At 68.9% G+C, this 14987-nt stretch carries 8 protein-coding genes; 1 reads left to right on the forward strand and 7 read right to left on the reverse strand.

Going from position 1 to position 14987, the window contains the following annotated elements; translation table 11 throughout:
• Positions 1 to 646, reverse strand: a 646-nt coding sequence (locus WA965_RS09975; protein WP_526447452.1) for a DnaJ domain-containing protein, incomplete at its 3' end; no start/stop codon positions are given.
• Positions 647 to 690: 44 nt separating this feature from the next.
• The gene (hrcA, locus tag WA965_RS09980; RefSeq protein WP_178359872.1) at positions 691 to 1722 is read right to left on the reverse strand and encodes a heat-inducible transcriptional repressor HrcA; all 1032 of its coding nucleotides are present in this window, start codon (positions 1720 to 1722) and stop codon (positions 691 to 693) included.
• Positions 1723 to 1883: 161 nt separating this feature from the next.
• Between hrcA and WA965_RS09985 the strand changes: the two genes are divergently transcribed.
• Complete coding sequence (locus WA965_RS09985) at positions 1884 to 2198, forward strand: type II toxin-antitoxin system VapB family antitoxin (RefSeq protein WP_526297824.1); 315 nt, start codon at positions 1884 to 1886, stop codon at positions 2196 to 2198.
• Between the two features lie 58 nt (positions 2199 to 2256).
• On the opposite strand, the gene WA965_RS09990 is transcribed toward WA965_RS09985, so the two are convergent.
• The 5 genes from WA965_RS09990 to WA965_RS10010 form a co-directional block, all read right to left on the reverse strand.
• A complete protein-coding gene (locus WA965_RS09990) occupies positions 2257 to 2472 on the reverse strand; it encodes an MbtH family protein (RefSeq protein ID WP_526297826.1) in 216 nt (71 codons plus the stop codon).
• On the reverse strand, positions 2450 to 3760 hold the full coding sequence (gene mbtG / locus WA965_RS09995; RefSeq protein WP_526297828.1) for an NADPH-dependent L-lysine N(6)-monooxygenase MbtG: 1311 nt from the start codon (positions 3758 to 3760) through the stop codon (positions 2450 to 2452). The genes WA965_RS09990 and mbtG overlap by 23 nt, the downstream gene beginning before the upstream one ends.
• Positions 3757 to 8280, reverse strand: coding sequence for an amino acid adenylation domain-containing protein (locus WA965_RS10000; RefSeq protein WP_526447454.1), 4524 nt, complete (start codon positions 8278 to 8280; stop codon positions 3757 to 3759). The genes mbtG and WA965_RS10000 overlap by 4 nt, the downstream gene beginning before the upstream one ends.
• Positions 8281 to 8293: 13 nt before the next feature.
• Positions 8294 to 13513: an amino acid adenylation domain-containing protein gene (locus WA965_RS10005; RefSeq protein WP_526447456.1), complete on the reverse strand. Its 5220-nt coding sequence runs from the start codon at positions 13511 to 13513 to the stop codon at positions 8294 to 8296.
• A partial coding sequence (locus tag WA965_RS10010) for an SDR family NAD(P)-dependent oxidoreductase (protein WP_526447458.1) occupies positions 13506 to 14987 on the reverse strand: 1482 nt, incomplete at its 5' end. The genes WA965_RS10010 and WA965_RS10005, both read right to left, overlap by 8 nt.

Below are 14987 nucleotides of genomic sequence, written 5' to 3' on the forward strand. Positions count from 1 at the left end.
CGCTGATGTCGCGCCGCGCGCGCACCCGGCCGTCGCCGGCGCACCGGTTGCAGGGATCCGGGATGACCTCGCCGACACCGCCGCACACCGGGCACGGCCGGGACGTCATCACCTGGCCCAGCAGCGAACGCTGCACGGTCTGGATCTCGCCGCGGCCGCCGCAGGTGTCGCACGCCACCGGCGTCGAGTTGCCGTGGGTGCCCCTGCCCTGGCACAGGTCGCACAGGACCGCGGTGTCGACGGTGACCTGCTTGGTCACGCCCGTCGCACACTCGGTCAGGTCCAGCCGCATCCGCAGCAGCGAATCCGACCCGGGTCGGACCCGGCCCGTCGGTCCGCGTGAGCTGGGCCCACCGCCGAAGAACGCCTCGAAGACGTCGCCCAGACCACCGAAGCCGCCGAATCCGCCGGCGCCGCCGGCCCCGGCGGACTCCAGTGGATCGCCGCCCATGTCGACGATGCGGCGCTTCTCCGGATCACTGAGCACCTCGTAGGCGGCGCTGATCTCCTTGAAGCGCGCCTGCGCCGCCTCGTCGGGGTTCACATCGGGGTGCAGCTCACGAGCGAGCTTTCGATAGGCGCGCTTGATCTCCGAATCACTCGCGCCGGTGCTCACCCCGAGCATGCCGTAATAGTCGCGTGCCACGCTCAACCTTTCCCATCCGTTGATCCGTTCGAGACGAACGCAGATCAGCGGCTACCTAGGACCTCGCCAATATAGAGAGCAACCGCGGCGACATTGGCGATGGTTCCCGGATAGTCCATCCGTGTGGGACCTACCACACCCATGCCGCCGAACACCTTGCCCGAACTGCCGTATGCGGTACTGACCACCGAGGTGCCAGCCATCTGTTCGGCTTCTGTTTCGTGACCGATACGCACGGTCACCTTGCCCGCCTCCTGCTGCGCAGCCAGCAACCGCAGCACCACGACCTGCTCCTCGAGCGCCTCCAGCACCGAACGCAGCGACCCGCCGAAGTCGGCGGTGTTGTGCGTCAGGTTCGCGGTGCCGCCCAGCAGCAGCCGCTCCTCGCGGTGCTCGACCAGCGACTCCACCAGCACCGTCGCCGATCTGCCGACCGCGTCGGCGAAGCTGCCCTGACCGTTGAGGTGCGAGGCCAGGTCCGCGACCGCGATCGACGCCGCGGCCAAGGGCTTGCCCTCCAGCGCCTGGCCGAGCAGATCACGCAACTGGGAGAGTTGCCCGTCGTCGATGCCGTCGCCGAGTTCGACGATCCGCTGGTCGACACGCCCGGAGTCGGTGATCACCACCAACAGCAGCCGCGCCGGCGTCAACGCCACCACCTCCAGTCGGCGCACCGACGACGTCGACAGCGTCGGATACTGCACGATCGCGACCTGACGGGTCAGCTGAGCGAGCAGTCGCACCGCGCGGCGCAGCACGTCGTCGAGGTCGACACCGGTCTCGAGGAACGTCAGGATCGCGCGACGCTCAGCGCTCGACATGGGCTTGACGTTGTCGAGACGATCGACGAACTCGCGGTAGCCCTTCTCGGTGGGCACCCGCCCTGAGCTGGTGTGCGGCTGAGCGATGTAGCCCTCGGCCTCCAGCACCGCCATGTCGTTACGCACGGTCGCGCTCGACACGCCGAGGTTGTGGCGCTCGACCAGAGACTTGGAACCGATGGGCTCTTTGGTGGAAACGAAGTCGGCGACGATGGCGCGCAACACCTCGAAACGACGATCGTCAGCGCTACTCACTGTTCACCTACCTCTCGTGCCCGTTGCGGTCGCTGTTCAGTTTACGGTGACCAGCGGCGGGTTCATCGACCGAGCAACGCGACACCCTCGACCGACGCGGGTTAATCTTGCAGACCTAACAATGTTGCCGGGGGGCCGCAGGGGCAAGCGAAGGCGCGTCGATGATCTTCAAAGGTGTCCGTGATGGCAGGCCCTACCCCGACCACGGGCTGTCGCATCGGCAGTGGGCCCAGATCCCGCCGCGCCAGATCCGCCTCGACGAACTGGTGATGACCACCACCGTGCTGGCCCTGGATCGGCTGCTGTCGGAGGACTCCACGTTCTACGGGGATCTGTTCCCGCATGCCGTCCGGTGGCGCAGCAACGTCTACCTCGAAGACGGCCTGCACCGGGCGGTGCGGGCCGCGCTGCGCAACAGGACGGTCTTGCACGCGCGGGTGTTCGACATGGACGCCCCGCTACCTCAACCCGGCTGACCGCCCCACGTTGTTCCGCGAGCGCGCGCTCACCGCTCCTCACGGCGCCGGCGAAGGCTCAGTTGTCGGCCATCGCATCGCTCAGACTGCGCGGCCGCATGTCGCTCCAGGTCTCCTCGACGTAGGCCAGGCAATCGGTGCGGGTGCTCTCGCCGAACACCACCCGCCATCCGGCGGGGACGTCGACGAACGTGGGCCAGAGGCTGTACTGGTCCTCGCCGTTGACCAGCACGAAGAAGCTGCCGTTGTCGTCATCGAACGGGTTGGTGCTCATCGGTTCTCCTCGTGGATGGGGTGGCGCCCGCGGCGGCGGGGTATCGGCTGCCCAACACCCGGTCCGACATCAGACCCAGGCAGCTCAGGTTGGGAAATCCGGGCCCCTGGGTGAGCCCGGCCAGGCCGGGGAGGAACAGTTTGGGTTCGACCCCCGAGACGGCGAGATCGTTTCCGATCGATTCCTGCAGGGCGTCCCCGGTCAGCGGACGCTTGAGACCCAGCTCGAGCAGATCGCGGGCGTCCTGGCTGAACAACGACTCGAACCACATCGCGTCGGCGCCTGAGCCGTCGATCACCAGGTCGAACCCGTGCACCGTCTCCAGACGCTCACCACCACGATTGGTGCTGAGCGTCAACCGGATTCGTTCCTCGCGTGCGACAGCGTGGGCGACCCGGCCACGAAGGTGCCTGATCCGGTCGTCGGCCAGCAGCGCATCCTGCACCCTGGCAGAGAACACCCCACGATCGGTGCGCGCCAGGGCATCCCGCCGCTCGGCCATCGTCAGGCTCGACCAGTCGGTCGGATCCGAGAACAGCGTGTTCTCGAAGAAACTCTCGCCGCGGGTGAACAGGGTGACCTGCGGTGAGATCACGGTGATGGTCGAAACCCGGTGCCGGAACAGTTCGTTGAGCATCGAGGCGGCTGTCTCGCCGCCACCGATGACCGCCACCCGCTCAGCGGCGATGAGCTCGTTGCGCGCAGCCTGCTTCCAGAACTGCGCGATCGAGAGCACTCTCGGGTCGTGCGGCAGGATCGACCGCTCGGCCTGGCCCGGGCCGGTGATCATCACCCCGTCGGCGTGGACGGCCGGCCCGTCCGTGACCAGCTCCCACCGTGCGTCGTCGACCGAAATGCGCTCGACCTCAGCAGATATCACCGACATGCCGACGTTGTCGGCGACCCAGCGCAGGTAGCGGCTCCAGCCACCGTGGGTCGGCGAGGGCCGTCCTCGGTCCACCCACTCGGCGAACTGGGCACTGGAGATCAGATACGACTGCCAGCTGTGCCGGGTCATCCGCTCATCGAGTTCGGCGTTGCGCCGCGGCACCAGCGACGAGCGGTACGGGAATCCGACGTCCTTCTCCGGGCTGGTGCCCAACCGGTGCTGGCCATCGGTCCACCCGCCGACGGCCTGCCAGTTGGCTGCGACGGTGCTGCGCTCGATCGCCACGACGTTCGGCGCGTCGACGCCCATGGCGCGCAACTCGGCGGCCTTGGCGGCAACCGCGATGGCCTTCGGGCCAGCACCGACTATCGCCAGCGTGGGCCTGCCGGGGGTGCTCACAGTGCGTCTCCCAGGACGGCGACGGCGCGGCGCCAGTGATCGGTGATCCGGTCGACATCCTCAGCGCTGGAGAGTGATTCGCTCCATCGCCAACTGGTACGCAACTGCGGGCCGTCGGCGCTGCCGTGCACCACCGAGATCACGTCGAACGTGTAGCGCAGCGGCAGGTCGGGTTCAGGCGCGGTCGGCATCTGCCCGTTGAGGGAGCCGTCTGTGATCAACGACCAGTCGGTGCTCGTCTGGTCGGCGCGCAGATCGTAGCGGCCGACGTAGTTGAACTCGAGTTGCGGGTCGCGGAACGCTGCCAAGCCGTCCGACGGCGAGCCGTCGGACGGGTAGCGGAGCAGCCCGTAGTCCAGCCCCCGATTGGGCACGCCCGCAAGCTGTTCGGCCACTGCAGTCAGCAACGTTCGGGCCGCGGCGGGATTGCGCTCGGCGGTGGTGATGTCGATCGCGGCCTCGCCTGCCCCCAGTCGCACCGGGTAGACCGAGGTGAACCACCCGACGGTTGCCGACGTGTCCACCTCGGGGGCCACCACACCGTCTTCTCGACCGTGCCCCTCGAGTGCGATCAGGGCACCGTGATGCGCCGGTTGCCCTCGGCTGTGCCGCCACGATGCGACGGTCAACGTCAGCGCGGTCAGCAGGAAGTCGCGCATCTCGATACCGGCACTGTCCAACCGGCGCAGGATGTTCCCCGTGGTGACGGTGTCGGTGAGGATGTCGGTCAGCCGCAGCGAAGCCCAGGTGTCGCGTCCCGGGTCGGGCAACCGGTCACCCAGCACCGGGTCGGGGGCGGCGAGCTGACGGGTCCAGTATTCCTGCTGGCCGGCGACTTCCGGCAGCCGGCTGCGCTGCTCGAGCAGGGAACACCACCGGCGGTAGGTGGTGTACTCGGCGACGGAACCGGGGGTGCCCCCGGCTTCGATCTCGTCGGCCAGCTGCGCCAGCGCCCCCAGGATGACGTACCACGACACCACGTCGGTGGCCAGATGGTGCACGCACAGCATCAGCACGGACTGCTGCCCGGTGACCCAGACCGCTTGGACCATCGAGCCCTTGGCGGGGTCGATCCGCTCGATCGCGGCAGCAGCTTCCGACGCGATGACGTCGCGTGTGGCAGCGCCGTCGGGAAGATCCACCCGCGCCAGCACGTCGCGGGCCGCCACCGAGCCCGGCGGCCGGGTCGACAGGCAGTGACCCGCGCTGTCGTCGAGCACCGACCGAAGCATGTCGTGGCGATCCAGCAGCCCCTGCAGGATCTGCTCCAACCGAGCCTCGGTGATGCCGGACGGCAGCGAGATCAACACGTTCTGGGTGAACCGGCGAAAATTCCCGTGCTCGTACATCCACGACACGATGGGCGCCGGAGTGACAACGCCGAATCGCTCGGGATCGGCCGCCGCAGGCGCGTGGTCATCGGCACCGGTGTCGATCGCCGCCGCCAGCTCACGAATGTTGCTGCAGTCCAACATCAATCGGGCGCGCATCGAGATACCTCGGCGGCGTGCGGCCTGCACCATCGTCAACGCGACGATGCTGTCCAGGCCCATCTCCAGGAAATCGGTGGTCACCCCGAACCCGACCGGGTCACCGTCGAGTACCTCGGCGAACAGCTCGGCCAGCACCACCTCGGTCGGTGTCTCCGGTGGCGCCGACCGAGCGTGCGAGTCCGTCGAGTCGACGGAGATCAGCGCGAGCGCGGCTTCGTCGATCTTTCCGTGTGCGGTCAGCGGCAGCGTGTCGACGACGACGACCTGCTGGGGAACCATGTAGCGCGGCAACCGCGCCGACAACAGCGCCCGCAGCTCGGCAACCGCGGGTGGCCTGCTGCCGCCGGCGACATAGGCGGTCAGCCGCGGCGTCCTTGCGGCCAGGTCCGTCGTGACGTGCGCGTCGCGAACCTCCGGATGGCTCTGCAGCACGGCCGCGATCTCACCCGGCTCGACGCGGAAGCCCCGGATCTTGACCTGGTCGTCGACCCGGCCGAGGAACTGCAGTCCGCCGTCGGCGCCGCGGCGCACCACGTCACCGGTGCGGTACATCCGCCGTCCCGCGGCGAACGGGTCGGCGACGAACCGGCGAGCCGTTTCCGCGGCACGACCGAGGTACCCGCGGGTGAGCTGATCCCCCGACAGGTAGAGCTCACCGGTCACGCCGTCGGGTACCGGACGCAACCATCCGTCCAGCACGTGGGCTCGGGTGGACTGCGTCGGCCGTCCGATCGACGGCCGCTGGTGACCGTCGATCGCCGCGACGACCGCCTCGACCGTCGTCTCCGTCGGTCCGTAGCAGTTGAACGCCGTCATGCCGGTGCGTGCGCATTCGTCGCGGATCAGTCGCCAGGTCGCCACGCTGACCGCCTCGCCGCCCAGCGCCAGCACTGCGAGCGGCACGGTGGTGAGCAGCCCGACGTCGTGCAGCTGGGCGAACATCGACGGCGTGGTGTCGAGCATGTCGATGCCGAAGCGGCCGATCGTCTGCACCAGAGCTTCTGCGTCACGCTGTGATTCGTCACCGACGATGTGCACCGAGTGACCGTCGAGCAGCGCGACCAGCGGCGGCCAGGCGGCGTCGAAGGTGACCGACCAGGCGTGGGCGACACGAAGCGGACGGCCGACCCGGCCGGACGCGGGTCGCAGCACGTGCTCGGCATGGTCGGCGGCATAGGCGAGCACCGCGCCGTGGGTACCGACCACACCCTTGGGTCTGCCCGTCGTCCCGGAGGTGAACACGACGTACGCGGCCTGCCCGGCATGCACCTGTGCAGGACGGTACGACGGCGGTGGGTCGGCGGAGGCCGATGCCACGAATGCTTCGTCGATCGTGACCCGCGCGCCGGACTGATCGAGGATGTCGGTGACCCGTTCGGCGGGCATCGACGGATCCAGCGGAACGATCATCGCACCGGCCTTGAGCACCCCGAGCATCGCGGCGACGTAATCCGCTCCCCGGGAGAGCATCACGGCGACCGGGCTCTCCGGCTGCACTCCGCGGTCGAGCAGCGCCGCGGCCAGTCGGTCGGCCGCCTCGTCCAGTTCGCGGTAGGTCAGGGATCCACCGCTCCACGTCAGCGCCTCAGACCCCAATCGGCCACCCGCGATGTCGGTGAACGTAGTGTGCACGCCGGAGCGTGACGATCCGGCGCCGGGCTGGATGTCCTGCAGCCCAGGTTCTTCGGGCAGCAGGATGCCGACGTCGCGCAGCGGCCTGTCCCAGTGACTGATCAGCCGCTGCGCGGTGTGCAGCACCCGTTGCCCGAGTTTCGCGGGGTCCAGCTGTCCCAACGCGCCTTCGAGCACCTCCACGAGGACCGTCAGTTCCTCCCCTGCGAGGTGCGCGGCGATCGTGACCGGGAAGTGGGACAGGCTCTCCAGCTCCGCCGGGATGAAAGTCGCTCCGTTGGCCGGGAATTGGGCGGCCCCCACGACCGTGCCGGGTGGGAAGTTCTCGTAGACCAGCAGGGTGTCGAACATCTCGCCGATCCCGCCGAGTGCGCGCATCTCCGAGTGGCTGAGGTAGCTGTGTTCGCGCAGCGCGGCGGCCTGGCGTTGCAGCGCGACGCACTGGGTGCGCGTCGACCCCGCAGGATCCAGTTGCACCCGCAGCGGAACCGTGTTGATGAACAGCCCGACCATGCGCTCCACGCCGGCCAGTTCGTCGGGACGGCCCGAGACCGTGACCCCGAATGTCACGTCGTCACGGTCGGTCATCACCGACAGGATCGTCGCCCAGGCCATCTGGATGAGTGTGTTCATCGTGACGCCACGACTTCGGGCGGCTTCGGCCAGCTGCCGGGTGGCGTCGGCCCCGAGGGTGACCTCGGTCAACCGTGGCCGGCCCGGCGGCGGTGTCGCCGAGGTGAGCGACGGGGTGAGCAGCGTCGCGGCGTCCACACCGTGGAGGTAGCGCCGCCACGTCTCACGGCTGGAGTCCTGGTCGCGGTTGGCCAGCCAGCCGATGTAGTCCCTGTAGGGCCGGGGCGGTTCCGGCAGCGCGGTGAGGTCCCCACCGGCCCGGTACAGCGTGACGAGCTCACCCATGAACAGCGGCAGCGACCAGCCGTCGATCACGATGTGATGGGCCGTCACCACGAATCGCCAGCGTTGCGGGGCCTCGATGAGCAGGAACCGGATGACCGGTCCCCGGGCAAGGTCGAAAGCCTTTGAGCGCTCTGCTGTTTCGAGCGCTTCGACAGCGGCGTCGGAATCGGCCCTCACGTGCCGCCACGGCAGGTCCACCCGACTGGGGATCACCTGTACCGCGCGGCTGAGATTGCCCTGGACAAAACCGGCCCGCAGATTCGCGTGGCGCGCCAACAGCTGTGCCGCGCACTCGCGCAGCAGCGCGACATCAAGCGAACCGGTGACGTCCGCGGCCATCGCGATGAGGTACGGATCGGCCTCCCCGGCAGTCCCTTCGGTCAGGGTCGCCATCGAGAACAGCCCCTGTTGGAGCGGACTGAGGGCCAGCACGTCCTCGACGACGGGCGGCTGGACCTGCGGTTCGGTCTGTGTCATTCGGTGCGGACCTTCATCCGACGCCGTCCCGGGAGGTGCTCCAGGTGGCGGTCAGCTCAGCGAGTTCGTCTTCGGAGAGTCCCGAAGCCGACATCGGCGCATGGTGGACGTCCGCCGACTCCCCGACCGCCGTCGAAGCGTCCATCGCTGCGGCGAGTTCGGCGACCCCGGGATGTTCGAAGACCATCCGCGCGGTCAGGTCCAACCCGGCGTCACGGGCCCTGGCCGCCAACTGCACCGCAAGCACACTGTCACCGCCGAGGCCGAAGAAATCGTCGTGTCGACCCACGTCCTCGGCGTCGAGCAGCTCGGCGAGCAGACCTGCCAGAGCGCGCTCGGTGTCGGTGTGCGGAGCCTCCCATTCCGGCGCTGCCACAACCTGTGTCGCCTCGCCGGCACCGTCCGCCACCGCGGCGCCGACGATCTCCAGACGGCCGTCGTCGTCCCAGCGCGCCCGGTCGGCAGTGCGGTACAGCCGGGCACCGGGCTGATCGCTGAACGGATCGGCCACCAGCCGGGCCGCCGGGTCGTCGGATCGATGCCACTGCGCACCCGAGAACGGACCGCCGGCAAGGTGGAGGTCGCCGAGAACGCCCACCGGAACCGGGGCCAGATCGCCGTCGAGCACATACGCCTGGGTCGGACCGGCAGCTGTGCTCCACTCCCGCAGAATCCGTTGTTTCTCGTCGGCTCCGAAGATCTCGAGCCCGCGCAGCGTGCGGTCGGGGTTCTCGGCGAATGCCGCCACGCCGCGGACCAGCCAGTCGGCGAGCCGCTCCACGGTGCGCCGGGTGTACAACTCGGGCCGGTAGATCAGATGACCCCGGTATCCGCCCCCGTCGGCTACGTCGCCGGCGAGGAAGTTCAGCGACAGGTCGGCCTGGGCGATGTCGAATGTCGGTTCCAGAGCCGTGAACTCGGTATCTTCATCGATCATCTGGCGCTGCGGCAGCTGTTCGCGGACGTGCACGACGACTTGGAACAGTGGATTGTGCGACAGCGAGCGCGGCGGATTGACGGCCTCGACGATCTGCTCGAAGGGCAGATCCTGGTTCGAGTATGCCGACAGCGCCATGTCGCGGGCCCGCCGCAGCACCTCGCGCAGTGTCGGGTTGCCGCTCAGATCGTTGCGCAGGACCACAAAATTGACGAAGAAGCCCACGAGCTGTTCGAGCTCGGACTCCGACCGGCCCGCGACCGGGGTCCCCAGTGGGACGTCGGCACCGCCGCCGGCCTTGTAGAGCACCACCGCTACGGCGGCCTGCAGCAGCATGAACTCGGTGATGCCCAGCTCCCGGCACAGCGCCGCCAGCGTGTCCCTGGTGGCGCCGTCGATCCGGAACTCCACCGAATCGCCTTTGCCGCTCGGCAACCGCGGACGGGTGAAGTCCAGCGGCAGACCCGCCTCGACGGGCACGCCCTCGAGCTGACGTCTCCAGAATTCACGTTGCGGCCCGACTATTCCGGCGTCGTCGCTCAGCAGGCTCGCCTGCCAGGCGCCGTAGTCGGTGTACTGCACAGGCAGCGGCGCCCAGGTCGGGCGCTGCCCACTCTTCCTGGCGCGGTACGCGGTGACCAGGTCGGCGAACAGCACACCGCCGGACCAGTGGTCACCGGCGATGTGGTGGATCACCAGCGACAGCACGTGCTCGCCGCCGCAACTCATGACCGCCGCGCGGATCGGCCAGTCCCGCTCCAGATCGAACGCGTGCTTGCGCTCCCTGTCCAGCTCGGCCTGGAGCCAGGCTTCGCTGTCGCCGCGGGCCCGCCGCACCACGATGTCCGCGGGTGGGTTCACGATCTGATAAGCGGTGCCGTCGATCTCGCGGTATGTGGTGCGCAGGATGGCGTGCCGGTCGACGACGTCACGGATGGCGGCGGTGAACGCGTCGGCATCACACGCACCCGACAGGCGCGCGGCGAACGGGATGTTGTTGATCGGGGTAGGCCCCTCGATCCGGTAGCCGAACCACGACCGGAGCTGCGACGACGACAGCGGAGCCGGACCGCCCTGGGAGGTGGCGACAAGCCTCGGCCGCGCTGTGCCGGCTTCGCCGGCGGCCAGTTCGTCGAGGTGGGTGGCCAGCCGGGCGACCGTGCCGAGCTCGAAGATGTCGCGCACGCCTACGTCGACCCCGAACCGGGAACGCAGCTCGGCGACGAGCTTGGTGGCCAGCAGCGAATGTCCGCCGAGGTCGAAGAACGAGTCGTCGGCGCCGACCGAGTCACGGCCGAGCAGGTCGGCGAACACGTCGGCGAGCTGCCGCTCGGTGCCGCTGTCCGGCTCCCGGAACTCGGTGACCGCGGCGATCTCGGGCTCCGGCAGTGCTGCCCGGTCGATCTTGCCGTGCGCGGTGATCGGGATCTGGTCAACGACAACGTAACCGGCCGGCGTCATGTATTCGGGCAGTGCGGCTGCCACCCGGGCGCGCACTCGCTCGACGTCGACGACCTCACCGTCGGCGGGCGTCAGATAACCCACCAGGCTCTTGCCGAGGTTCGGTAGATCGCTGACGACCACCACGGCCTGCCCGACGCTGGGGTCGACCGTGATCGCCGCGGCGACGTCGCCCAATTCGATGCGGAAGCCGCGGATCTTGACCTGTTCGTCGGCACGTCCGACGAACTCGACGTCACCGTCGGCGTTGCGGCGCGCGAGGTCACCCGAGCGGTACATCCTGGCGCCGGGGTTGAACGGGTCGGCGATGAAGCGCTCCGCAGTCAGCCCCGGTCTGCGGTGGTAGCCGTTGGCGACATGTGTTCCGCCGATGTAGATCTCGCCGATGGACCCCACCGGCACCGGGCGGAGCGCATCGTCGAGCAGATGAAGCTGGGTGTTGATCTTGGGCTTGCCGATCGGCACGATCCGGGTGCCCTGCCGGCCCTCGACCTTGAACCGAGACGCGTTGATGATGGTCTCGGTCGGCCCGTAGAAGTTGTGCAGCAGCGCGTCGAAGGTGGCGTGGAACTTGTCGGCCACCTCGCCGGGCAGCGCCTCACCGCCGATCGGCACCCGCTGCAGCGTCCGCCACTGATTCACCCCGGGCAGCGATAGGAACAGACCCAGCAGCGACGGTACGAAGTGCATCGCGGTGATGCCCTCGTCGCGCAGCAGATCGGTGAGATACCCGATGTCGCGCAGACCATCCGGGCGATGGATCACCAGCCGGGCCCCACAGGCCAGGGTGCCGAACACCTCGGCGATGGAGACGTCGAAGCTCGGGGAGGCGACCTGCAGCAGTCGGTCGTCCACGTCCACCTGGTAGTCGCCCTTGAACCACACGAAGTACTCGGCGACCGGCCGGTGCGGCACCGGCACCCCCTTGGGCAGGCCGGTGGAGCCCGAGGTGTAGATCAGGTAGGCGGTGTTCTCCGGGCGCACCGGGCGAACCCGCTCCGCGTCGGTGGGGTCGTCGCTGCGGTATCCGTCGAGTCCCGTCACCGCCTCGCGCACAACCAATTTGGCGTCGCAGTCCCCCAGGATGAAGTCCAACCGGTCCTGCGGGTAGGTCGGATCGATCGGTAGGTAGACCGCACCGGCCTTGAGCACCCCCAGCGCGGTGACGACCAGCCCGGGTGACTTGTCGAGAAGCACGCCGACCCGGTCCTCGGCGCCGATGCCCTGGCTGATCAGCCAGTGCGCGACACGGTTGGCCTCTTCGTTGACCTCCCGGTAGGAGTAGTGGCGACCCTCGTAGACCATCGCGGTGGTGTCGGGGGTCCGGGCGACCTGTGCCTCGATCAGGTCGGTGATCGTCGCCGGCGGGGTGCGGAACTCCTCGCCGTAGGAGACCTCGCGCAGCCAGTCGATGTCCTCGGCGCTCATCAACTCCAGCTGGCTCAAGGCGTCGCCGGGATGGCCGAGCGCACTGTCCAGCAGCACCGCGAAGTGATCGACGAGCTGCCTGGCGAGCTTCGGTTCGATGATCTCCACCAGGTATTCGAGCTCGACGAGGATCCCCGCGGCATCGAACTCGATCATCACACCGAGTGGCAGGTGGGTCAGATGTGCGCGCAGCTCGGCGCGTTCGCAGGTGACCCCGGGCGGTGTGAAACCGAACCGGTCGCGTCCCCGGAAACCGAAACTGACCCGTGTCATCCGCTCGGCGCCGTGGCGACGGTCGGGGTTGAGCTCGCGCACCATCCGGTCCAGGCCGATCCGCTGGTGTGCGAACGCACCGACAGCGGTCTCGGCGGTCTCGGCCAGGAACTCGCGGAACGTCACGCCCGGCCGCGGCTTCAGGCGCATCGCCACCGTGTTGCCGAAGTAGCCGATCGCATCCTCGGCGTCCGCGGGACGATTCAACACCGGTGTCGCGACGAGGAAGTCGTCGACGTGGCTGTAGCGGTGCACCAACGCACCGAAGACGGCCAGCAACAGCGCGTACGGGGTGGCGCCGGCGTCGGCGGCCATCGCGGTCACCCTTTGCGCGACGTCGGCACCGAGCCGCAGCGTGGTGCGCTGCGATCGCCAGCTCGTCGGGACCGCGGACCCCGTCGGGCCGGGCAGTTCGAGCGGCTCCGGCGGGTCGACCATGATGGCACGCCAGTAGGCCATGTCCGCTTCGTCGGAGCCCGCGCCGGTGTCGGCGGGATTCGGGGTAGGCGCCAGCTGCGCCCCCGTGTAGGCGCGCGTCAGATCGGCGAAGAACACCTCCCAGGATCCGTCGTCCCAGGCGATGTGATGTGCCACCAGCAGCATCACGAGTTCCTCTGCGCCGGTGCGGATCACGGTGATGCGCAGCGGTGGGCCGACTCCCAGATCGAAGGGCTTGGCGAACTCTCGCTGGGCCAGCACCTCGAGACGCAGCTGCCTGGCGCGTTCGGACAGCTCCGACAGGTCGTGCTCCGACCACCCGGGTTGCAGGTCTGCGTGCACCACCGGGACCGGGATGCCGGTGTCCCGGCCGGATTCGCCGACCTCGGTCCGATAGGTGGTGCGAAGCACGCTGTGGCGCTGGGAGACTGCGTTGACGGCATCGCGCAGCCGGGTCAGGTCGACCTCGCCGGCGATCCGGTAGGACAGGCAGACGTTGAGCAGGGCACCGCTGGGATCGGCGGCGTGCACGAACCACATCCGCAGCTGACCCTCAGACAGCGCCGGCCCAGCCGCATCGTCGTCGGCCGCAGTCGCCGTCCCGTCGACCGAACTCAGGCCGCGCTCGTGGAGCCTGCGCCGCAGCAGTTCCAGCCGCTGCTCGTCGAGTCGTGCTCCGGTGTCGATGTCAGTCACGCGACGTATCCACTTTCTCTGAGAGCTCTGCGATCAGGTCGGTGCCGGTGATCCCGCCGAGCAGTCTCGCCAACGGAACCGTTCGTCCTGTCAGGCGGGTGAGGCGCTTTCGCAGGTCCAGCGCAAGCAACGAGTCGACCCCGAGGTCGAACAGCGACGAGTCCAGATCGATCATCGTCGAGTCGACGTCGAGCACGCTCGCCAGTTGGCTGCGCACTGCGTCCGGCGCGGTCATCGTCGTCGCCGCGACGGTGGAGGTGCCACCGGAAGTGCCTGACCGTTCGGATTCGGGGGTGCCGTAGAACAGTCGCAGCCGATCGGGGTCGGCCGCCAGCACCAGCGGGTCCCGAGGGTAGTCGTGCAGGCCGGCCGCCACGGCCAGCGTGGGCTCCATCTGTCGCAGTCCGGTGCGCTCGACCCGCGCGATCTCGGCCTCGTCGACGATGCCACCGCCCTCCCACAGACCCCATCGGATCGATGTGCAGTTGCGCCCCTGAGCACGCAGTTGACCCGCCATCGCGTCCAGCATCCGGTTGGCCGCGGCGTAGCCGGCCACACCTTTCCCGCCCCACACCCCGGTCACCGACGAACACAACAGGATTCGCGCGTCGGCACGAATCGGCCACACCCGCATCAGATGCTCGAGTCCCGCGAGCTTGGCCGCCGACATGTCGCGCAGCGATCGCCCGGTGGTGTTCTTCCTGTCGGCGAACGAGGCGGTTCCGGCGGCGTGGATGACCAACGTCGCCTCTCCGTCGGCGTGACCCGCGGCGGTGGCCGAGAGCTGTCCGACGTCGGTGATGTCACACGGTGGCGCGACGATCACACCGTCGTGCTCGGCGCAGAGTTCGTCGAGCACCGCGGGTTCCACGCCGCGACGGCTCAGCAGCACGATCCGTCGGGCGCCGTGCGCGGCGAACGTCCGCGCGAAGCTGAGCCCGATCGCGCCAGACCCACCGGTGATCACCACGTTGTCCAGCACCCCGGAGCCCAGCCGCCACGGCGGGGCCGAGGACGCGTCGTCTCCGATCGCCCGCCGATAGACGGCGGCAGCGGTGTCCCCGCTGCGCACCGCCACTTCGCCCGCGTCGTTGAGCACCACGTCCACCACTTCGGCGAGCGTTGCATCCGACGCGTGAGGTGCCTGCAGGTCCACATGATGGAAAGCCTGGTCGGCGAATTCGAAGCCGACACAGCGGTGCATCGCCGCCAACGCCGCCTGCGCGGGGTCGGCGACGGGGTCGGCGGGAAGGACCTGCTCGGCGCCCGCAGTCACCAACCACACGTCTCGGCACGTGGCACCGAAGCTGTCGACGTAGTCCAGAAGTCCGGCATCGATCCGCTCCGCCACCTCCCCGACGGCGGCGAGGGTGTCAGCGCCGGCGAGCGTGGCTGCCACCACGACGACGATGTCGGCATCACCCGCGGCGGTGAGCACCGCTCCGCGGTGAGCGTCGACGGCGCCACGGAGCCG

This window comes from Mycobacterium sp. (assembly GCF_049683935.1).
Classification (GTDB): domain Bacteria; phylum Actinomycetota; class Actinomycetes; order Mycobacteriales; family Mycobacteriaceae; genus Mycobacterium.